Annotated in this window: 22 protein-coding genes; 16 read left to right on the forward strand and 6 right to left on the reverse strand. The window is 72.9% G+C overall.

The genetic code is table 11. The features are described from left to right. The first annotated feature begins 81 nt into the window (after positions 1-81). From ACFW1A_RS08190 to ACFW1A_RS08200, 3 genes are all read left to right on the forward strand, one after another. Positions 82-975: an RNA polymerase sigma-70 factor gene (locus tag ACFW1A_RS08190; protein ID WP_380406149.1), complete on the forward strand. Its 894-nt coding sequence runs from the start codon at positions 82-84 to the stop codon at positions 973-975. An 87-nt stretch (positions 976-1,062) separates the two neighbouring features. After that, the gene (rarD, locus tag ACFW1A_RS08195; protein WP_380406152.1) at positions 1,063-2,022 is read left to right on the forward strand and encodes an EamA family transporter RarD; all 960 of its coding nucleotides are present in this window, start codon (positions 1,063-1,065) and stop codon (positions 2,020-2,022) included. 63 nt (positions 2,023-2,085) lie between these two features. Continuing rightward, positions 2,086-2,478, forward strand: coding sequence for a hypothetical protein (locus ACFW1A_RS08200; RefSeq protein ID WP_380406155.1), 393 nt, complete (start codon positions 2,086-2,088; stop codon positions 2,476-2,478). A 7-nt stretch (positions 2,479-2,485) separates the two neighbouring features. Here the strand turns inward: ACFW1A_RS08200 and ACFW1A_RS08205 are convergent, their stop codons facing one another. The 3 genes from ACFW1A_RS08205 to ACFW1A_RS08215 are packed head-to-tail and all read right to left on the reverse strand — an operon-like array spanning position 2,486 to position 5,666. Next, positions 2,486-3,376 (reverse strand): ABC transporter permease, encoded by an 891-nt coding sequence (locus ACFW1A_RS08205; protein ID WP_380406158.1) that lies wholly within the window; start codon positions 3,374-3,376, stop codon positions 2,486-2,488. Then, on the reverse strand, positions 3,363-4,358 hold the full coding sequence (locus ACFW1A_RS08210) for an ABC transporter ATP-binding protein (protein ID WP_380406244.1): 996 nt from the start codon (positions 4,356-4,358) through the stop codon (positions 3,363-3,365). The genes ACFW1A_RS08205 and ACFW1A_RS08210 overlap by 14 nt, the downstream gene beginning before the upstream one ends. 21 nt (positions 4,359-4,379) lie before the next feature. Next, the gene (locus ACFW1A_RS08215) at positions 4,380-5,666 is read right to left on the reverse strand and encodes an outer membrane lipoprotein carrier protein LolA (protein ID WP_380406161.1); all 1,287 of its coding nucleotides are present in this window, start codon (positions 5,664-5,666) and stop codon (positions 4,380-4,382) included. 216 nt (positions 5,667-5,882) lie between these two features. On the opposite strand from ACFW1A_RS08215, the gene ACFW1A_RS08220 reads away from it, so the two are divergent. Continuing rightward, positions 5,883-8,459 (forward strand): bifunctional FO biosynthesis protein CofGH, encoded by a 2,577-nt coding sequence (locus ACFW1A_RS08220; RefSeq protein ID WP_380406164.1) that lies wholly within the window; start codon positions 5,883-5,885, stop codon positions 8,457-8,459. A 67-nt stretch (positions 8,460-8,526) separates the two neighbouring features. Further along, positions 8,527-9,129 carry a hypothetical protein gene (locus ACFW1A_RS08225; protein ID WP_380406167.1) on the forward strand — a complete coding sequence of 201 codons (603 nt, stop codon included), beginning with the start codon at positions 8,527-8,529 and terminating at the stop codon, positions 9,127-9,129. Positions 9,130-9,136: 7 nt separating this feature from the next. Here the strand turns inward: ACFW1A_RS08225 and ACFW1A_RS08230 are convergent, their stop codons facing one another. After that, positions 9,137-10,060 (reverse strand): AraC family transcriptional regulator, encoded by a 924-nt coding sequence (locus tag ACFW1A_RS08230; protein WP_380406169.1) that lies wholly within the window; start codon positions 10,058-10,060, stop codon positions 9,137-9,139. 101 nt (positions 10,061-10,161) lie between these two features. On the opposite strand from ACFW1A_RS08230, the gene ACFW1A_RS08235 reads away from it, so the two are divergent. The 4 genes from ACFW1A_RS08235 to ACFW1A_RS08250 all read left to right on the forward strand — a co-directional run bounded on the left by ACFW1A_RS08235 (position 10,162) and on the right by ACFW1A_RS08250 (position 12,795). Further along, positions 10,162-11,064, forward strand: a complete 903-nt coding sequence (locus ACFW1A_RS08235; protein WP_380406174.1) for an MBL fold metallo-hydrolase — start codon at positions 10,162-10,164, stop codon at positions 11,062-11,064. A gap of 83 nt (positions 11,065-11,147) precedes the next feature. Beyond that, positions 11,148-12,011, forward strand: a complete 864-nt coding sequence (locus ACFW1A_RS08240; RefSeq protein ID WP_380406179.1) for an SMI1/KNR4 family protein — start codon at positions 11,148-11,150, stop codon at positions 12,009-12,011. Positions 12,012-12,132: 121 nt separating this feature from the next. Beyond that, positions 12,133-12,489 (forward strand): type II toxin-antitoxin system RelE/ParE family toxin, encoded by a 357-nt coding sequence (locus ACFW1A_RS08245; RefSeq protein WP_380406182.1) that lies wholly within the window; start codon positions 12,133-12,135, stop codon positions 12,487-12,489. Then, the gene (locus tag ACFW1A_RS08250; RefSeq protein ID WP_380406185.1) at positions 12,490-12,795 is read left to right on the forward strand and encodes an XRE family transcriptional regulator; all 306 of its coding nucleotides are present in this window, start codon (positions 12,490-12,492) and stop codon (positions 12,793-12,795) included. 64 nt (positions 12,796-12,859) lie between these two features. Here ACFW1A_RS08250 and ACFW1A_RS08255 read toward each other — a convergent pair whose 3' ends face one another. Next, on the reverse strand, positions 12,860-13,048 hold the full coding sequence (locus ACFW1A_RS08255) for a hypothetical protein (protein WP_380406188.1): 189 nt from the start codon (positions 13,046-13,048) through the stop codon (positions 12,860-12,862). A gap of 100 nt (positions 13,049-13,148) precedes the next feature. After that, entirely contained in the window at positions 13,149-13,394 is a 246-nt protein-coding gene (locus tag ACFW1A_RS08260; protein WP_380406191.1) for a hypothetical protein, read from the reverse strand. Positions 13,395-13,559: 165 nt separating this feature from the next. Here ACFW1A_RS08260 and ACFW1A_RS08265 point away from each other — a divergent pair, with 165 nt between their 5' ends. The 7 genes from ACFW1A_RS08265 to aspS all read left to right on the forward strand — a co-directional run bounded on the left by ACFW1A_RS08265 (position 13,560) and on the right by aspS (position 20,247). Then, on the forward strand, positions 13,560-14,375 hold the full coding sequence (locus ACFW1A_RS08265; protein ID WP_380406194.1) for a helix-turn-helix domain-containing protein: 816 nt from the start codon (positions 13,560-13,562) through the stop codon (positions 14,373-14,375). Next, positions 14,372-14,572: a DUF397 domain-containing protein gene (locus tag ACFW1A_RS08270; protein ID WP_380406197.1), complete on the forward strand. Its 201-nt coding sequence runs from the start codon at positions 14,372-14,374 to the stop codon at positions 14,570-14,572. The genes ACFW1A_RS08265 and ACFW1A_RS08270 overlap by 4 nt, the downstream gene beginning before the upstream one ends. 411 nt (positions 14,573-14,983) lie before the next feature. Further along, entirely contained in the window at positions 14,984-16,225 is a 1,242-nt protein-coding gene (locus tag ACFW1A_RS08275) for a glycosyltransferase 87 family protein (RefSeq protein ID WP_380406200.1), read from the forward strand. Between the two features lie 7 nt (positions 16,226-16,232). Continuing rightward, positions 16,233-17,840 (forward strand): DUF2079 domain-containing protein, encoded by a 1,608-nt coding sequence (locus ACFW1A_RS08280; RefSeq protein ID WP_380406203.1) that lies wholly within the window; start codon positions 16,233-16,235, stop codon positions 17,838-17,840. A gap of 83 nt (positions 17,841-17,923) precedes the next feature. Continuing rightward, positions 17,924-18,337, forward strand: a complete 414-nt coding sequence (locus ACFW1A_RS08285) for a MerR family transcriptional regulator (protein WP_380406206.1) — start codon at positions 17,924-17,926, stop codon at positions 18,335-18,337. Beyond that, on the forward strand, positions 18,330-18,656 hold the full coding sequence (gene trxA / locus ACFW1A_RS08290) for a thioredoxin (RefSeq protein ID WP_380406209.1): 327 nt from the start codon (positions 18,330-18,332) through the stop codon (positions 18,654-18,656). The genes ACFW1A_RS08285 and trxA overlap by 8 nt, the downstream gene beginning before the upstream one ends. 259 nt (positions 18,657-18,915) lie before the next feature. Then, positions 18,916-20,247, forward strand: coding sequence for an aspartate--tRNA(Asn) ligase (gene aspS / locus ACFW1A_RS08295; protein WP_380406212.1), 1,332 nt, complete (start codon positions 18,916-18,918; stop codon positions 20,245-20,247). Positions 20,248-20,358: the final 111 nt, after the last annotated feature.

Here is a 20,358-nt window from a genome sequence, read left to right on the forward strand (position 1 = left end):
TCCGGCTGCTCCCGCCGGCCGACCGGACGGTGCGTCAGCGGACCTGTCGGGCAGGGCTGCTGGCGGCGTACTGTGTCGGCCATGATCATGGAGACGGCGCAGGACCCGTTCCTGGAGCACCGGCGGCTGCTCTTCGGCACCGCCTACCGGATGCTCGGCAGCGTCGCCGACGCCGAGGACGTCCTGCAGGACGCCTGGCTCAAGTGGGCCGACGTGGACCGGGCGGGCGTGCAGAACCCGCGGGCCTACCTGGTCCGCACGGTCACCAACCTGGCCCTCAACCGGCTGACCTCGGCCCGGGCGCGGCGGGAGTCCTACGTCGGGCCGTGGCTGCCCGAGCCGCTGCTCACCAGCCCCGACGTGGCCGAGCACGCCGAGCTGGCCGAGTCGGTCTCGCTGGCGATGCTGGTGGTGCTGGAGACGCTCAGCCCGCTGGAGCGCGCGGTCTTCGTGCTCCGCGAGGTCTTCGGCTACGCCACCGCCGAGATCGCCGAGACGCTGGGCCGGACCGAGGCGGCGGTGCGGCAGACCGCGCACCGGGCCAAGGCCCACGTCGCGGCCCGCCGGCCGCGCTTCGACACCGACGCCGGGGAGCGGCGCGAGATCACCGACCGGTTCCTCGCCGCCTGCGCCACCGGTGAGGCGAGCGCGGTGATGGAGCTGCTGGCCCCCGAGGTGACCTCCTGGTCCGACGGCGGCGGCGTGGTGCGCGCGGCCCGGCGGCCGCTGCACGGGCCGGACCACGTGGCCCGCTGGCTGATCGGGGTGCTGCGCAAGCCGGAGATGACCGGCGTCACGGTGGAGCACGCCTGGGTCAACGGGGAGCAGGCGCTGCTCTTCCGGGCCCCGGACGGCACGGTGGGCGGCTCGCTGAGCCTCGACCTCCAGGACGGCCGGATCACCGGGCTGCGGGCCCAGCTCAACCCGGGCAAGCTGGCCGGGCTCAACCTGGCCGAGCCCTGGGGCATGTCATGACCAACTGGTGAGTATGGAGATGACAGGGCTCTCCCCGGCCCGCTACGGTCGGGCTCGACCGTGTGCCGGGTGGAGGAGAGGACCGTCATGCCCCCGAGAGTCCGGATGCCCGCCCGCAGCGAGAGCGGCGCAGGCCTGTGGTACGGCATGGCCGCCTACGGCATGTGGGGGCTCTTCCCGCTCTACTGGCCGCTGCTCGAACCCAGCCCGGCGGGGGAGATCCTGGCCAACCGGATGGTCTGGTCGCTGGTCGCGGCGGTGGCCATCCTGGCGGCGCGCCGGCACTGGGCCTGGCTGCGCCCGCTGCTGCGCCAGCCGCGCCGGCTCGCGCTGAGCGGCCTGGCGGCGGCGGTGATCGCGGTCAACTGGGGCGTCTACATCTGGGGCGTGAACTCCGGGCACGTGGTGGAGACCAGCCTCGGGTACTTCATCAATCCACTCGTGACCATCGGATTCGGCGTGCTGTTGCTGCACGAGCGCCTGCGCCGGGCGCAGTGGGCGGCGGTCGGCATCGGCGCGGTGGCGGTCGCGGTGCTCACCGTCGGCTACGGGCGGCTGCCCTGGATCGCGCTGACGCTGGCCCTGAGCTTCGGGCTGTACGGCCTGCTGAAGAAGAAGGTGGCGCTCGGCGGGCTGGAGAGCTTCGCGCTGGAGGCCGCCTTCCTCTTCCCGTGCGCGCTGGCCTACCTGGTGTACCTGTCGGTGACCGGGCACTCGTCGTTCGCCTCGCACGGGTCCGGCCACGCGGCGCTGCTCGCGCTGACCGGGCCGATCACGGCGGTGCCGCTGCTCTGCTTCGGGGCCGCGGCGGTGCGGCTGCCGCTGTCCACCGTCGGCCTGCTGCAGTACCTGGCGCCCACGTTCCAGTTCCTGATCGGCATCGTCTACTTCCACGAGACCATGGCGCCCGCCCGCTGGGCAGGCTTCGCGCTGGTCTGGTCGGCGCTGGTGGTGCTGACCTGGGACGCGCTGCGCCGGATCCGCACCGAACGGGCCGCCCGGCTCCCGGCCGCGGCCCCGCAGCCGGCCGCGGTGCCGGTGGAGTAGGGAACCGGGGGCGGGTCCCGGAGGGTCCTCCGGGGCAGAGGCAGCGGGACGACAGGGGGACCCATGATCGGATTTGTGTTCGGCCTCGCGATCGGGTGCGTGTTCACCGGCGCGCTGCTGTGGATGGTGGCCACGGTCGCGGTGGGGTCCGCGAAGCGGTCCGCGGAGCAGGCGGTGCAGGCCGCCACCGAGGCCAAGGCCGCGGCGGCGCGGGCTCTCGCTGCGGCGGACGCGACCCGGGTGCTGGCCGACCGCACCGCCCGGCCGGCCCAGCAGCCGGAGTCGTGGACCGACCCGGTGGCCGTCCGCACCGCCCGACTGAAGGCGGCTGCCGCCGACCGCCGGGCCGCCCTGCTGGGCGCGGTGCACGGGGGCCTGGTCCAGCTGGAGCGGCACAAGCGGGCGGCCGCCGGGCCGCAGGACTCCGTGCCGCCCGGCTTCCGGGCGGCACGGTGATCCGCCGTCAGGCCGTGATGTCCCGGCTGGTGAACCGGGCCCAGGCCGCGCTGCCGAAGACCGCCACGTAGAGCGCCTGCAGCCCCAGGTTCTGCCACACCTGGTCCCAGTACATCGGCTCGCGCAGCAGGTCCGCGAAGCTCAGCCAGTGGTGGGTGAAGAGCCACGGCTGGATCGCGTGCAGCTGCGGGAAGCTGTCCAGCACCTGCACGATGATCACCAGGCCCACCGTGGTGGCCATCGCCGCGATCCCGCTGCCGGTCAGGGTGGAGACGAACAGCCCGATCGCCACCAGACCGGCGAGCGAGAGCGCCACCACCGCGCAGATCAGCACCACCCGCAGCAGGGCCGAGCCCAGCGAGATGGTGTCCCCGGAGAGCAGCGTGACCTGGCCCAGCGGGAACAGGATCGAGCCGATCAGCAGCGCGGACAGCGCCACCGCCAGCGTCGCCGCCACGCAGAAGACCAGCGCCGCGGCGAACTTGGCCGCCAGCAGCCTGGTCCGCCCGGCCGGGGCCACCAGCAGGTAGCGCAGCGTCCCGGAGGTGGCCTCGCCGGCCACCGAGTCGCCGGCCACCACGCCCACCGTCATCGGCAGGAAGATCGGCAGCGAGACGGCCAGCGCGGTGAAGGTCAGGAAGACCCCGTTCTGGGTCACCTGGGCGATGAAGGCGGGGCCCCCGTCGCGCCCGTGCATGTCGCCGGTCTCGATCCGCACCACCACGCCGATCAGGATCGGTACCAGCGCCAGCACCCCGAGCAGCGCGATCGTGCGCATCCGACGGAAGGTCAGCCCCAGCTCGCTCAGGAAGAGCGCCAGGAACCCGCCCGGCGTGACCCGGCGCGGGCCCGCCACCACCGGCGGTCGGGTCAGCTCCACAGCCTCAGCCCGCGACATCGAAGCCCTCCCCGGTCAGCGCCACGAAGGCGTCCTCCAACGTGCCCCGCTCGACCCCGAAGCCGTGCACCGGAACCCCGGCCGCCACCAGCGCGGCGCACAGGCCGGGCAGCAGCCCGTCGGCCGCGGCGTCCAGGTCGCCGTCCACCCGGCCCTCGGTGGACCGCAGCTCCTTCACCCCGTGCTCGCGCAGCACGGCGGCCGCCCGCTCCGTCTCCGGCGTGCGGACCACCAGCCGGCCCTGGGCCCGGGCGGCCAGCTCGGCCACCGTGCCCTGCACCACCAGCCGGCCCTTGGACATCACCGCGGCGTGGGTGCAGACCTGCTCGATCTCGTCGAGCAGGTGGGAGGAGAGGAAGACCGTGGTCCCCTCGGCCGCCACCTCGCGCACCAGCGCCCGGATCTCCCGCATGCCCTGCGGGTCCAGGCCGTTGGTCGGCTCGTCCAGCACCAGCAGCTCGCGCGGCTGCAGCAGCGCCGCCGCCAGCCCGAGGCGCTGCTTCATGCCCAGCGAGTAGGCCCGTGCCTTCTTGCCGGCGGCCGCGGCCAGCCCGACCCGCTCCAGTGCCTGGCCCACCCGCGCCTTGCGGGTGCCCGGGTCCGCGGTGGGGTCGGCCGCGTCGAACCGGGCCAGGTTGTCCCGCCCGGACAGGTAGCCGTACAGCGCCGGCCCCTCGATCAGCGCGCCGACCCGGGGCAGCACCCGCGCGGTCGCCTGCGGCATCGACTCGCCGAGCACGGTGGCCACTCCGGAGGTGGGGGCGATCAGGCCCATCAGCATCCGGATGGTGGTGGTCTTGCCCGAGCCGTTCGGTCCGAGGAAGCCGAAGACGCTGCCGCGCGGCACGGTGAGGTCGAGCCCGTCGACGGCGAGTTGGCCGCCGGCGAACCGCTTGGTGAGGCCCTGGGTGCGGATGACCGGAGCACCGCCGGCGGGGGCCGCGCCCGCCTCGGCGGTGCGGCCCCCCTCGGCGGTCTCCAGCGTCGGGGACTGGCTCACTGCTTACTTCACTCCCGCGGCGTTCTGCAGCACGGTCGGGGTGACCGCGCCGGCGTAGACGTGACCGTCGTCGGTGACCAGCACGTTGAGCACCTTGGTGCTGATCAGGGTGCCGCCGGCCACCGGCTTGCCGAGCGACTTGACCAGGCCCAGCGCGTCCGGCAGGCCGGCGGCGCGGCCCTTGCGGCCCTGCGCGGTCTGCGGCAGCGCCTGGTTGGGCTCGCCCCCGCCCTTGGGCAGGGTGAACGAGACGACCGTGGTCCAGTCCTCGCCGATCACCTTGGAGCCGTCCCCGGTGGGCCGCTCGGCCGTGGCGGGCTTCTGCTGCTTCGCCTGGTCCTGCTGCTGCACCACCTTGGCGCCCTTGGGCGGGGTGAACTCGAAGGTCTTGGCGTCCGGCACGGCGAACGAGACGTCGGAGAAGTGCACGTCCAGCGCGGTGGCGCCGGAGGTGGTGGTCACCTTGACCGCCAGCGGGGTGCCGGTGGCCGAGTCGACCGAGATCTGCACCGCGGCGACGGTCGAGCCGGACTGCTTGGGCTTCACCTGCAGCTGGTAGACGCTGCGGCCGGCCACCGAGCCGGTGCCCGCGACCGTCACCTCGGAGCTCTTGGCACTGTCGGCCAGGAAGCGCTGGGCGGCCTGCTGCGGGGTGGTGACGTCCTGGAGCTTGGACCCGTCCGGGAGCTTGGACCCGTCCGGGTGGTGCTGCGCGCCCGACCCACCGGTCAGGTGCACCGCCTGGTTGGTCGCGCTGTCGTAGGCCCAGCCCTGGTCGCCGTTGCGGATCAGGTCGTACTCGGCCAGGTCGTCGATCAGCGCGACCCGCTGCTTGTCGGGGCCGTCGGCGGCGATCCGCAGGGTGTGCTCGCCGGCCAGCAGCTCGGTGAGCTTGGCCTGCGGATCGGCCTGGGCGGCGCCGTTGTCCTGGCGGGCCTGGCCGGCGCCGCCGGCCGCGGCCGCCTGGCCGGTCACGGCCTGGCCCACCCCGCCGTGCCCGAGCATCGCCAGCGCCTGGCTCGGGATGCCGAGGTCGGTGGAGACCTTCACGGTCCCGCTCAGCGCCTGGGTCCGGTCGCTCAGCACCTTGGTGACCAGCTGTTCGGCCGTCACCTGAGGCAGCGTCGGACTGCCGTCGCTGGCCAGTGCCGGCACCACGGCGACGCCGGTGGCCGCCACCGCCGCGATGGCGATCGGTACCAGCACCCGCACCGCGGTGCGGCGCCGGGCCTGGTACGGGCGGCCGATCGGCTCGCCCTGCGGCTCGTCGGTTGCTGCGAACTGCGTCATCGGTTCAGCCCCTCCGTCGGGCAGTGCTCCTGAGGTTCCGGGTCCTGCCGTGTCCCGTCTGCACAACGCTTGACGACATCCATTAGAGCCCCGCACCCCGCCCCGCGGCATCGCCCGCCAGGGCCAGAGCGACATACATCCCCGGGTGCAGTCAACCCTGAGAAACCCTCAGGGTCAGCTCCTCCCGGGGTAGTCCCGCTGACGTAGGGTCGGCGCATGGACCGCACGACCTCCGCCGCCCCCACCGAGTCCTCGATGCGCCGCGCGCTCCGGCGCGCCCGGGACGGGGTGGCGCTGGACAGAACCGAGGCCGCGGTGCTGCTGCAGGCCCGGGGCGACGACCTCGCGCAGCTGTGCGCGGTCGCGGCCCGGCTGCGGGACCAGGGGTTGGCGGCGGTCGGTCGCCCGGGCGTGATCACCTACTCCAAGAAGGTCTTCGTCCCGCTCACCCGGCTGTGCCGGGACCGCTGCCACTACTGCACCTTCGTCACCGTCCCCGGCAAGCTGCGCAAGGCGGGCCACGGCCTCTACCTGTCGCCCGACGAGGTGCTGGAGATCGCCCGGCAGGGCGCGGCGCTGGGCTGCAAGGAGGCGCTCTTCACGCTCGGCGACCGGCCCGAGGACCGCTGGCCCGAGGCCCGCGAGTGGCTGGACGCGCACGGCTACGACGACACGCTGTCCTACGTCCGCGCGATGGCGGTCCGGGTGCTGGAGGAGACCGGGCTGCTGCCGCACCTCAACCCGGGCGTGCTCGGCTGGACCGACTTCCAGCGGCTGAAGCCGGTGGCCCCCAGCATGGGCATGATGCTGGAGACCACCGCCACCCGGCTCTGGTCCGAGCCCGGCGGTCCGCACCACGGCTCCCCGGACAAGGAGCCGGCGGTGCGGCTGCGGGTGCTGGAGGAGGCCGGGCGCAGCGCGGTCCCGTTCACCACCGGGGTGCTGATCGGGATCGGCGAGGACCATCAGGAGCGGGCCGACGCGTTCTTCGCGATCCGCTCGGTGGCCCGGCAGTACCAGGGGATCCAGGAAGTCATCGTGCAGAACTTCCGGGCCAAGCCGGACACCGCGATGCGGGCGATGCCGGACGCCGAGCTGGAGGAGCTGGCGGCGGCGATCGCGGTGGCCCGGCTGGTGCTCGGCCCGGCCGCCCGGATCCAGGCGCCGCCGAACCTGGTGGACGCCGAATACCCGCTGATCATCGGCGCCGGGATCGACGACTGGGGCGGGGTCTCCCCGCTCACCCCGGACCACGTCAACCCCGAGCGCCCGTGGCCGCAGATCGAGGAGCTGGCCCGGCGCACCGCGGCCGAGGGTTTCGAGCTGCGCGAGCGGCTGACGGTGTATCCGGAGTACCTGCGGCGCGGTGAGCCGTGGCTGGACCCGCGGGTGCGCCCGCACGTGGCGGCGCTGGCCGACCCGGAGACCGGCCTGGCGGTGCCCGACGCGCTGCCGGTGGGCCGGCCCTGGCAGGAGCCGGAGGAGCTGCCCGCCGCGGGCGGTCGCACCGACCTGCACCGCACCATCGACACCGAGGGGCGCACCGGCGACCGGCGCGGGGACTTCGAGGAGGTGTACGGGGACTGGTCCGCGCTGCGCGAGAAGGTGGCGGCGCTCCCGCCGGCCCGGCTGCCGGGGGACGTCCGGTCCGCGCTGCGGGTGGCGGCCGACGACCCGACCCGGCTCACCGACGACCAGGCGCTCGCGCTGTTCGCCGCCGACGGCGACGCGCTCGACGCGCTGTGCGCCGTCGCCGACGCGGTGCGGCGGGACGCGGTGGGCGACACCGTGACGTACTGCGTGACCCGGAACATCAACTTCACCAACGTCTGCTACACCGGTTGCCGGTTCTGCGCCTTCGCCCAGCGGCGCACCGATGCCGACGCGTACACCCTCTCGCTCGACCAGGTCGCCGACCGGGCCGCCCAGGCCTGGGAGGTGGGGGCCACCGAGGTCTGCATGCAGGGCGGCATCCACCCCGACCTGCCGGGGACGGCCTACTTCGACATCGCCCGTGCGGTGAAGGAGCGGGTGCCGGGGATCCACGTGCACGCCTTCTCGCCGATGGAGGTGGTCAACGGGGCCGCCCGGACCGGGCTCCCGATCCGGGACTGGCTGACGGCGGCTCAGCAGGCCGGGCTCGACAGCATCCCCGGCACCGCGGCGGAGATCCTGGACGACGAGGTGCGCTGGGTGCTCACCAAGGGCAAGCTGCCGGCCGCCACCTGGGTGGAGGTGGTCAGCACGGCCCACGAGCTGGGGATCCGTTCCTCCTCCACGATGATGTACGGCCACGTGGACACCCCCGCGCACTGGCTGGGCCACCTGCGCCTGCTCGCCGAGATCCAGCAACGGACCGGCGGTTTCACCGAGTTCGTCACCCTGCCGTTCATCCACACCAACGCGCCGGTCTACCTCGCGGGCATCTCCCGCCCGGGCCCGACCCACCGGGACAACCGCGCGGTGGTCGCGATGGCCCGGCTGCTGCTCCACCCGCACATCCGCAACATCCAGACCAGCTGGGTGAAGCTGGGTGCCGAGGGCGCCGCCGAGATGCTCCGCAGCGGCGCCAACGACCTGGGCGGCACCCTGATGGAGGAGACCATCTCCCGGATGGCCGGCTCCGGCTACGGCAGCTACAAGTCGATCCGCGACCTGGAGGCCATCGCCGCCGCGGCCGGCCGTCCGTCCCGCCAGCGCACCACCACCTACGGCGAGGTGCCGGCCGAACGCCGGGCGGCCGCGCTGGCCTCCGACGGGCACCTGCCGCAGCTGCTCCCGGTGCTGGAGTGAGCCGGCCCGGCGGGAACTGACGGGCCGTCGCGGCTCTCCGGTTGACGGCACCGCCAGAATGTCCGGCATGGGGACGGACATCAGCGGCTTCGTGGAGTACCGGGCGGGCGGCGGGGAGCGGCCGTGGCGGCCGGCGATCGGACTCGGCGCGCTCTACGCCGAACGGGACTACGACGCGTTCGGCTGCCTCTTCGGTGTCCGGAACTACGCCGGCTTCCGCCCGCTCGCCGGGTACCGCGGGCTGCCGGCGGACGTCTCGGAGCCGGTGCGTGCCGAGTACGCCGAGGCCGAGCGGTACGGCGGCATCCTCGGCGCCAGCTGGATCGGCTGGGCGGAGCTGGGGGCCACCGACTGGTCCGAGCCGGCCGAGTCCGTCGACAGCCGGATCCACGAGTACCGGCGGACCGCCGAGGGGCTGGTCCCGGTGGGCAAGTCCGCCTGGTCCGCACGGTTCGCGGAGCTGGTCGGCCTCGACCTCGGCGAGAGCGCGGACTGGCCGGAGGGCAGCGAGTGGCACGACGGCGACCTGGTCTACCGCGCCGAGCGGCTCACCCGCCGCGACGCCGTCCCGGCGGACGGCGCGTGGCAGCCCGTCTGGCTGGTGCTGGAGGCGCTGGCGCGGGTGCACGGCGAGCAGAACGCCCGCCTGGTGGTCTGGTTCGACAGCTGAGCCGCCGTCAGGCCGTGGCTGCGGCCGCCGCGCGGTAGCGGCCCGGGGTGGTGCCGAACTCGCGGTGGAAGGCGTGCGAGAGGGCGTACGGGGTGCCGTAGCCGACCTGGCGGGCGATGCCGGCGAGCGGGGCCTCGGTCTCCCGCAGCAGCGTGGCCGCCAGAGTGAGGCGCCACCAGGTGAGGTAGCCCATCGGCGGGCGGCCGACCAGTGAGGTGAACCGGCGGGCCAGGGTGGGGCGGGAGACGCCGACCTCGGCGGCCAGCCGGTCGTTGGTCCACGGGGCGGCCGGGTCCGAGTGCAGGGCGCGCAGCGCGGCGGCCGCCACCTCGTCACCGAGCACGGCCGACCAGGCCCCGGTGGTGCCCGAGGCCAGCCAGGACCGGATCATGTAGACCAGCAGCAGGTCGAGCAGGCTCGGCACGGCGATGCAGGCGCCCGGTCGCTGTTCGCCCAGCTCCCGGCCCAACAGGTCGATGGCGAAGCGCAGTTCCGGATCGCCGCCGATCCGGTTCGGCAGGTGCACGACCTGCGGCAGCTCGGCCAGCAGGGGGTGCACCCGGCTGCGGTCGAGCCGGTACTTGCCGCACAGCAGCTGGACCTCCTCCGCGCCCGTGGCCGGCGGTCGGGGCGACCCGGCGGCCGTCCAGTCCTCGAACGCCACCGCCCGCGCCACGGCGGCCCCGTCGGCAGCGGCGTCGGCGAGCACGTGCCCGGCGCCGTGCGGCAGCAGCACCGCGTCACCGGGGCCGAGCAGCAGCGGGTCGCCACCGCCGTCCGGCACCAGTCGGCAGCCGCCGCGCAGCACGACGTGGAAGCCCGCACCGTCGTACGGGGCCAGCCGGGTGCTCCACCTGCCGCTGACGCCGACCCGGTTGGAGGAGGGCCGGCCGATCCGCACGGTCGAGATCGCGTCGCTCACCACGTCCATGGCGGCAGTGTAGCCAGGGCCGTCAATGGTGAGCCGTACGCGTATCACGGTGAGGCTGTGGAGCATTGAGGCGATCAGCCGGCACTCCTAGGGTCGAAGGCATGGACAACGAGAACGTGCAGCGGATCACGCTGGGGGACGTCGAGATCATCCGGCTCGTCGAGTGGCGGGGGGCGTTCATGCCGGCCGGCGAGCTGGTGCCGGACGCACCGCCGGAGGTGTGGCAGCGGAACGCGGACTGGCTGGCCCCGGACCACTGGGAGCGGGAGAGCGACCGGGCGGCCATGGCCCTGCAGACCTGGGTGGTGCGCAGCGCCGGGCGCACCGTGGTGATCGACCCGGGCGTCGGCAACGGGCGGGAGCGGCCCGGCTCGCCGTTCCACCACTGGCAGGGCGACTTCCCCGGCCTGCTGGCCGCGGCGGGCATCGAGCCGGAGGAGGTGGACACGGTGGTCAACACCCACCTGCACGTCGACCACGTGGGCTGGAACACCAAGGGCCTCGCGGGGGGTTGGGTGCCGACCTTCCCCAACGCCCGCTACCTGATGCCGGCTGCCGACGACCACTACTACGGCCCCGACAACGGCTACGCGAAGGGCCTGCGGGAGAGCGACCGGCTGATCTACCAGGACAGCATCGCGCCGATCCACCGGGCCGGCCTGGCCGTGCTGTGGGACGAGGCGTACCGGATCGACGAGCACCTCACCCTGGAGGCGGCCCCCGGGCACACGCCCGGGTCGTCGGTGCTGCGGGTGCGCTCCGGCGGCGACCGCGCGGTCTTCGTCGGCGACCTGGTGCACAGCCCCGTGCAGCTGCTCGCCCCCTCCTGCAGCAGCTGCCTCTGCCTGGATCCGGCCGGGGCGGCCACCAGTCGGCGGCGGATCCTCGAACGCGCGGCGGAGCTGAACGAGTTGGTCATCCCCGCGCACTTCGGCGGGGCCGGTGCGGTGGAGGTCCGCAGCGCGGGCGGCGGGTTCGCCCTGGGGGCCTGGCGGGAGGCGTAGGCGGCGAGCGGCCGGCACGGGCGGGGTGGGGCGGATTTCCGGCGGCGGGGCGCGCGGTGCGAAGCTGGGGCGGGAGGGGAGTGATGGGATTCGATGCGCTGGTCCGGTTGGTGGCCCCGCCGCGCGAGCCGGTGGACGCCGGGTCGGACTGGGCGGCGGCGGAGGCCGCGCTCGGCGTGCGCCTGCCGCCGGACTACCGGCAGGTGGTCGAGACGTACGGCTACGGGGAGTTCTGCGACTTCCTCTACCTGCGGACGCCGTTCGGCGCCCACCCGCACAACGGACTGAGCTGGCAGAGCGGCCCGCTGCGACTGGAGTCGGAGCCGGAGTGGAAGCGCCGGCGCTACCCGTACCCCCTGCACCCCGCGCCCGGCGGGCTGCTGGTCTGGGGCTCGACCATGGACGCCGACCGGCTGTGCTGGCTCACCGGGGGCGAGCCGGAGCACTGGCCGGTCGTGGTCTGGAGCCGGGACGGCGACTACGAGACCTTCGCGATGCGCACGGCCGCCTTCCTCGCCGGGTGGGCGGGCGGCCGGGTGCGGTCGGAGCTGCTGGCGGAGATGGAGCCGGACCTGGCGCCGTGGTTCAACGCCTTCCGCCCCCGGACCCACCGGTGCCTGAAGCTGACCGAGGGCCCGCACCCGCACGCCGAGCGCCTGCGCCTGCTCCGCGCGGCGCTGGCCCCGACCGTGGACCGGGGCAGCTGGCGGTCGGACGCCGGCGACAGCGGGCAGGACCACTTCGCGACGGTGGAGACCGACTGGCTGCTCACCTACGACATGTCCCACCCGCACCAGATCCGGATCAGCTTCCCACCCGAGGACGACGCGCGGGTGCGGCGGGAGCTCTGCGCCGCAGTGGAGCTGATGGGCTGCACGGTGGACCGGGTCACTACCGGGGCCGGACACGCACTGCCGGACTGGGGACCGGCGGCGCCGGGCGCATAGGTCGGGTGCGCAGCCGACTGATGCTTCGGGGGCCGGTGGTCCGACCGTGTCCGGTGGACCGTCCCTACCCAGGATATATCTTGCAACTTATATAGCCTAGAAGGCATAATTGCTTCGTGGCATGGAAGTCTCGTTGCATGAAGAAGTCGACGCGTGGTTCGTCCGGCTCAGCAAGGATGAGCCGGAGATCGCCGACCAGGTCGCGGCGGCCATCGACAAGCTCCAGGAAGAGGGGCCCACGCTCGGTCGACCCCTCGTTGACCGGATCAAGAAGTCGAGGCACCACAACATGAAGGAGCTGCGGCCTCGTACGGGCGGTGAGACCGAGATCCGCATCCTCTTCGTCTTCGATCCTGCTCGCGAAGCCATCCTCCTGGTGGCCGGCGACAAGACTGGCGCCTGGAACAAGTGGTATGACGAGAACATCCCGGTCGCTGACGCCCGATTCGACCGGCACCTCAAGGAAGGCGAGAAGTAGATGGCCAGGTCTTGGAAAGAGGTCCGGCCCGAGGTTGTCACCGATGAGGCCCGGGTTGCCGCGCACCGCGCCAAGCTCGACGCGGAGGTCCGGGCCTACCGGCTCGCGGAGATCCGCAAGGAGCAGGAGCTCACCCAGGTGGAGGTCGCCGAGATCATCGGCGTGACCCAGCCCAACGTGTCCCGGCTGGAGAAGGGCGAGCTGGACAGCGCGGCGCTCTCCACCATCCGCGCCTATGTGGAGGCGCTCGGGGGCAAGCTCCGCGTCGTTGCCGATTTCGGGGATCGGCAGCTGGTCATCCGGTAGTTCGAGCGCTCCGTTGCCTCGTTGTCCGACCGACGCCGACGCGCGTGCGCGCCGGCCCGGAGATTCACGAGGCGGCCCGGGTCGCGAGGCAGCGTGGGCAGGCGCAGGCGGGCCAGTCGTTGGTGAGGGGGCGGGTGTAGGGCTCGCCGAGGCGGACGGTCTCGCGGTGCAGGTGGGTGCGCCGGCCCGTGGCGGGGTCGATCCGGTACACGCGGATGGTCAGGGCGCTCTTGCGGGGCGTGCGCTTGGTCATGGTCGGGGCCTCGGATTCGCGGTGCAGAGGGGACAGTTGGGCCAGCCGAGCGGGCAGGGGCGGGGCCGGACGAGGCGGGCCCAGGTGCGGCGCAGGAGGGTCAACGGGCCGACTGGGCGCGGTGCTTGAGGGCCTCGCGGAGCAGGTCGGTGAGCTTCTCCAGATTGGCGGGCGAGATCCGGCCGAGGTCGACCAGCACCTGGCCGGTGAACGGCCCGTCCTGCCCGTCCAGGCAGGCGGAGGGCAGGCCGACCCCGGCGAGGTTCAGCACCACCTGGAAGTCCTCCAGCGCGTTGGCGGCTTCCTGGCGTTGGCGCACGGCGGTGCGCGAGAGGCGTGAGGTCATGGGAGTTCCTAACGAGTCGTCACGTTCTGCTTCCAGGATGTGGGCGCAGAGTTACGCTCGCTAGTGGTTGGGGCTGGACAGAGCGGCCTCGCGTCGGACTGCTGCCCGGGACGCCTGGGCAAGTTGGGGGTCGACTTGACTGGGCGGGAGCAGGAGTTGGAACCCGTGGTGAGTCCGCTGCAGGTGATCGGTGCCGTGCTGCGGTTCTACCGGGAGAAGCGGGGCAGGACCCAGGATCAGTTGGGCGCGGAGATCGCCTTCGGCGGCAGTCTGATCAGCAAGGTGGAGAACGGGGCGCGGAAGCCGACCGAGGAGATGGCCGACCTCTGTGACGCGGCGTTGGGCACCGGGGGCGCGGTCGGCTTCCTGGTGAGGTACCTGACGAGGGAGTGGGCTGCGGCCTTTCCGGCCGGATTCACCGACTTCGTGGAGAAGGAGGCCGAGGCCCGTGAGATCCGGACCTACCAGTTGTCCTACTTGCCGGGGCCGTTGCAGACGCGCGCGTATGCGAGCGCGCTGTTCCGCGGAGCGAACGCGCAGTTCGCCGAGCCCGTGGACACCTTCGAGGAGCGGCTGACGCTGCGGATGAAGCGAGGGGAGCGGCTTCGCTCCGAGGCGCCGCCGTTCTTCTGGGGCGTGATCGACGAGGCGGCACTGCGGCGTCAGATCGGGACGACGGAGGAGATGGTCGCGCAGCTCGACCATCTGATCGAGATGGCTCAACTTCCGCACGTCTGCTTGCAGGTAGCGACACTGGACCTCGGCGAGCGCAATCCGCTGGCCGGATCGCTGACGTTGCTCACGATGCCCGACGGTTCCCAGGTGGGCTACACCGAGGCACTTCACCTGGGCATCCTGGAGCACAATCACGAGCTCATGGCCCAGTGGCTGCGCGCGTACACTCTGCTGCAGGTCGAGGCCCTCTCGGCGACTGCCTCCCTTGAACTGATCCGCACCATCAGAGGGGAACTCAGCTCATGAGTGCCGAGCAGTGGCGCAAGTCCAGCTACTCCGCCCCGAACGGCGGCGACTGCGTCGAGATCGCCCCCTCCCTCCCCGCCGTGCGCGACTCCAAGGACCCCGACGGCCCCGCCCTCACCTTCCCCGTCGCGTCCTTCAAGTCCTTCCTCGCCGCTGTCAAATCGGACCCCCGGCTGTCCGGCCGCCGCCCCTCTTGACCGGAGCACTGTCCGGAATGGGCTAACCTGTCCAGGTACGAGAGAAGGGAATCGAATATTCCACTTCGCATACGCTCCGTCAGACGGAATGGGCCTTCGTGCCGATCGGATGAGAATCCGATGAACCCGATGTGAGCACCGACTGTGCGTCGACTGGGAGTTCGATTCAGGGCGACGGTTTCGTCCGTCGCGCAGGTTAGCCTGCCTCAGGTGTGACAGCCTCGTGACCCTTTGAGTGATGGGGGTCATAGAGGCCGGTCGAGCCTGCGGTTAGCGTGGCTCGATGCGCGCTCGGGGGGCGCGTGTGTCGGGGCTGCCCGATTCCTGGACTTAAGAGAGGCACGTAGCGGGATGGCGACGAGCGACCGGCGACAATCCCGGCTCCGGACGGCTCTTCGTACCCCAACGGCGGTGGCGGCACTGGCCGCAGTCGTCTCGCTCGCGATATTCGCGGTGCTCCGCCACTTCCAGGACTTCTCGATGGTGGACATGATCGTCTACCGGGCCGAGGGCGCCGCGGTGGCGAACCACCAGAACCTCTACACGATGCGGGTGCCGGGCTGGGACCTGGCGGCCACCTACCCGCCGTTCGCCGCGATGCTCTTCGTGCCGAGCACCTGGTTCGACCTCACCGCGCTGCGCGTGATCGTCACCCTCTTCAACATCGGCCTGCTCGGCCTGCTCGGCTGGCTCTCCTTCAAACTGGTCGGCTGGCCGCGCCGCCAGCACCGGCTGCCCGGCGCCCTGCTCGTGGCCGGGTTCGGTCCGTGGCTGGAGCCCGTCTTCACCACCATCCAGTACGGCCAGGTCAACCTGGGCCTGGCCTGCCTGGTGCTGATCGACCTGACCCGCCCGGACCGCAGCAAGTACAAGGGCGTGGCGATCGGCATCGCCGCCGGCCTCAAGCTCACCCCGGGGCTGTTCGCCGTCTACCTGCTGCTGACCGGCCGGGTGCGGGCCGCCATGGTCTCCGCCGCCTCCTTCGCGGCCACCGTGCTGATCGGCGCGGTCGCGCTCCCGGGCGCCTCCTACGGCTTCTGGACCAAGTACCTCTGGGACTCCAGCCGGGTCGGCGTCACCGAGCTGGTGGACAACCAGTCGGTGCGCGGCGCGGTGGCCCGCCTGCTCAGCCAGCACGACCCGGGCACCCTGGCCACCGCGGCCGGCGGCCTGGCGCTGCTCGGCGGCCTGGGCGTGGCCGTGCTCGCGGGGCGCTCGGACCGGATGATGCGCCGGGCGGACGCCTGGGGCGTGCTCTGCACCGCGCTCACCGCGCTCCTGGTCTCGCCGATCAGCTGGACCCACCACTACGTCTGGTGCGTGCCGCTGCTGATCCTGCTGGCCGCCGAGGCGGAGAGCGAGTGGGCCCGCCCGGCCCTGCAGCGCGGCCGGACCTGGCGGACCCTGTTCGCCGTGACCCTGCTCGCCTTCCTCTCCTACGCGATGTGGCTGGTGCCGCAGAGCGGTGGACTGGGCGTCCCGTGGAACTGGCAGGCGGCCTCCTCGATCTACCCGCTCCTCGGCGTCCTCGTGCTCGCCGTGGTCGGCCGCACGGTGCTGACGGCCCGTCGGGCGGCGGCCGAGCGGACCACCCCGGCAGCGCTGGAGAGCGCCGAGCGGGACTTCCTCGACGACACGTTGACGACCAGGTGAGGCTCGGTTGAGCGCGCAGACGCAGGTCCTGACCAGCGGGACCAGCCCGGCCGACACCGGTGCCCGAACGGCGCCGGTGCTGTCCGGCCGTACCCGGGCGGTGCTGTTCAGCCTGCTCTGCTTCACCCTCTGCTTCGCGATCGGGATGCAGGGCTGGACCTCGGTCCAGCTCGGCGGCTTCGACCTGGGGATCTTCGACCAGGGGATGCGCGGCTACGCGCACTTCCAGCTCCCGGTCTCCATCGTGAAGAGCTACCACCACGAGTTCCCGCCCGGCTTCTCGCTGCTCGGCGACCACTTCTCGCCGGTGCTGGCGCTGGCCGCCCCGCTCTACTGGATCTGGAACGACCCGCGGTCGCTGCTGCTGGCCCAGTCGCTGCTGTTCGCGGCCGGCGTGCCGCTGGTGCGCCGGATCACCCGGCACGCCTTCGACGGGGCCCCGGCGCACGTCCGACTGCGCGCCGCCGACCTGGCCTCGCTGGTCTTCGCGCTCGGCTGGCCGCTCTCCGCCTCCGCCCGCGGCGGCTTCCACGAGGTCGCCTTCGCCGTCCCGCTGACCCTGCTGATGCTGGAGCGCGGACTGGCCCACCGGTACGGCACCGCCGCGGTGGCGGCCTTCCTGCTCTGCTGCACCAAGGAGGACCTCGGGCTGCTGGTGGCCGCCTACGGCCTGGTGCTGATCCTGCGCGCCCGCCGCACCGCCGACCGGGCCGGTCAGCGCACCGGCCTGGCCTTCCTGGTGCTCGGCCCGGTGCTCAGCATGATCACCGTGGTCTGGCTGATCCCGGCGATGGGCGGGCAGCCGGGCTACTACTGGAACTACCAGGAGCTCGGCCCGAACATGGGCGGCGCGGCCACCCACGTGCTCACCCACCCGTGGCTGCTGGTCACCGGCGCGCTGAACGCCCCGCTCAAGCCGCTGCTGGTGCTCTGGCTGTTCGGCACCCTCTTCCTGCTGCCGCTGCGCTCGCTCACCACGCTCTGCGCGGCCCCGCTGCTGGCCGAGCGGCTGCTCTCCACCAACCCCAACCACTGGTCGATCGCCCGGCACTACGACGCCTTCCTGTGGCCGATCCTGCTGACCGCCTCGATCGAGGTGCTCGGCCGGCTGTACCGGCAGGAGCGCAGCCGGCGCACGGCGATCCGGCTGGCCACCGCCACGGTGGCGTGCACGGTGGCCGTCGCGATCCCGCTCGGGCTGGTCCAGCTGGCGGTGCCCGCCTGGTGGAAGGCCGGGACCAGCGAGGCGGCGCTGCTGCAGGCGACCAGGCTGATCCCCACCGGTGCCACGGTGGAGGCCGACAACCAGGCGGTGCCGCGGCTCACCTCGCGCACCACGGTGGTGCTGGTCGACCAGACCCCGCGCGGCATGGACTACGTGCTGATCCGCGCGGACCACCGGGCCTTCCCGTTCGCCACCGACACCGAGCAGGCCGCCCGGATCCAGCTGCTGCTGACCCACGGGTACCAGCAGATCTGGACCAAGGACGGCGTGGTGCTGCTGCACCGGGTGAGCGACGTGCCGATCCCGGGCGAGCACGTGCCGGGGCCGGGCAGCCAGCCGGTGCAGGACGTGGTCCCGTCCGACGTGGGGCACAACCTCTTCCGCGGGTAGGCCCGCGCGTGGGAGCGGGGCTGGCCTTGACGTCGGCGGCAAGGTCTACCGTCGTACCCACGCGAGCACGGGAGGTCGAGGGCATGCGGATCGGCGAGCTGGCCGAGCGGGCGGGCACCACCACCCGCACCCTGCGGTACTACGAGTCGCGCGGGCTGCTGACGGCCCGCCGGACCGGCAACGGCTACCGCGCCTACGGCGAGCAGGACGTGCAGTTGGTCCGGCAGATCCGGCTGCTGCAGGACTTCGGCTTCGAGCTGGAGGACACCCGCCCGTTCGTCGAGTGCCTGCAGGCCGGGCACCCGGAGGGCGACGCCTGCCCGGCCTCGCTGGAGGTGTACCGGCGCAAGCTGGCCGAGCTGGACGCGTGCCTGGACCGGCTCGGTGCGGTGCGCGCGCAGCTCTCCCGGCAACTGGCCCGGGCCGAGCTGCTGGCCGACGAGGCCGCCCCGCGCTGCGAACTGACCACTGACTGGGAGGACGGGGACGATGGCTGACACGCTGACCGCGGTGACCGACGAGACCTTCGAGGCCGAGGTGCTGGGCAGCGAGCTGCCGGTGCTGGTCGACTTCACCGCCGACTGGTGCCCGCCGTGCAGGATGCTCGCGCCGGTGCTGGAGGCGGTGGCGGCCGAGGAGGCGCACCGGGTCAAGGTGGTCACGGTGGACGTGGACCGCAACCCCGGGACCCAGGCCCGGTACGGGGTGCTCTCGATGCCGACGCTGATCGTGTTCCGCGGCGGCGAGCCGGTGAAGTCGATGGTGGGCGCCCGGGCCAAGGCCAGGCTGCTGCGCGAGCTCGCCGAGGTGGTCTAACCCCGTTGCACCTCCTCCGGGTACGGCCTATCCTCGGTGATCAACGCGACGACGGAGACAAGTAGCCGTGGGAGCACGCGAGTCCAGAGAGCCGCCGGCAGCTGGGAAGGCGGTCTCGCGCCCCGGGTGAAGACACTCCCGAGCGTCGGCACGGAAAGAGGCCGGCCCGCGAGGCGCCGGCGAAGGTGCGGTGGTACCGCGAGTCACCCTTCTCGCCCGCACTTCGAAGGGATCATTCCGAGGTCCGTGGAGGACTGCGATGATCCACCCCACTGAGCGCACCGGGTCCGAGCGCACCCTGGTCGGCGAGCTGTCGAAAGCCGTCGGACGCACCGTCACGGTCTGCGGCTGGGTGCAGACGTCACGCCTGCAGAGCACCATGCAGTTCGTCCTGGTCCGGGACCACACCGGCACCGTGCAGCTGACCCACCGTCGGGACGGCGGCGAGCTGGAGGCGGTGCTGGACGGGCTGAGCACCGAGACCGCGGTCCGGGTCACCGGGACCGTGGTGGCCAACCCGGTGGTCAAGCTGGGCGGCCTGGAGCTGCTGCCGGAATCGGTCGAGGTGGTGGCCCCCGCCGCCGGGCCGCTGCCGGTCGACGAGCAGTCCGGGATCGAACACCGGCTCGACTGGCGGTTCCTGGACATCCGCCGTCGGCCGGCGGCGCAGCTGCTCTTCGCGGTGCAGACCACCTTCGAGGCCGGGATGCGCGAGTACGCCTACGCGCAGGGGGCCACCGAGCTGCACACGCCCAAGCTGATGGGGACGGCCTCGGAGTCGGGCGCCGAGGTGTTCAAGCTCGGCTACTTCGGCGGCGAGGCGTACCTGGCGCAGTCGCCGCAGTTCTACAAGCAGATGGCGATCGCCTCGGGGATCGACCGGGTCTTCGAGATCGGACCGGTCTTCCGGGCCGAGCCGTCGTTCACCTCGCGGCACGCCACCGAGTTCACCGGCGTGGACGTCGAGTTGGCCTGGACCCGGGACGCGGAGGACGTGCAGGCCTTCGAGGAGGCGATGATCGCGCACGCCCTGGGCCTGGTGGCGGAGCGTCACGGCGAGCGGATCCGGGCGGAGTTCGGCGTCGAGGTGGTGGTGCCGAGCACCCCGTTCCCGCGGATCACCATGGCCGAGGCGCAGGAGCTGCTCCGCTCGCACGGCTGGGACCCGGCCGGCGAGAAGGTCGACCTGGACCCGGAGGGCGAGCGGCTGCTGGCCTCGCTGACGGCCGAGCGGACCGGGCACGAGTTCGTCTTCGTGACCCACTACCCGGCCGCGATCCGGCCGTTCTACCACGCGCGGCCCGAGGACCGGCCGGACCTGACGCTCAGCTTCGACCTGCTGTGGAAGGGCCTGGAGGTCACCACCGGCGCCCAGCGCGAGCACCGCCACGAGGTGCTCACGGCGCAGGCGCGGGAGAAGGGCATGGCCCTGGAGCCGCTCGCCGACTACCTGCACTGCTTCGAGTACGGCTGCCCGCCGCACGGCGGCTTCGGGATGGGCCTGAGCCGGATGCTGATGGTGCTGCTCGGGCTGGGCTCGATCCGCGAGGCGGTCTTCCTGTTCCGCGGCCCGAACCGGCTGACGCCGTGAGCCGGGGGTGGGGGCCCCCCCCCCCCCCCCCCGGGGGGGGGCCGACCACAAACCACACCCCAGGCCCCCACGACCCTCTACCCCGGCCCCCACCCGAGGGGGGGGCGGGGA

Source organism: Kitasatospora sp. NPDC058965 (assembly GCF_042741245.1).
Taxonomy (GTDB): Bacteria; Actinomycetota; Actinomycetes; order Streptomycetales; family Streptomycetaceae; genus Kitasatospora.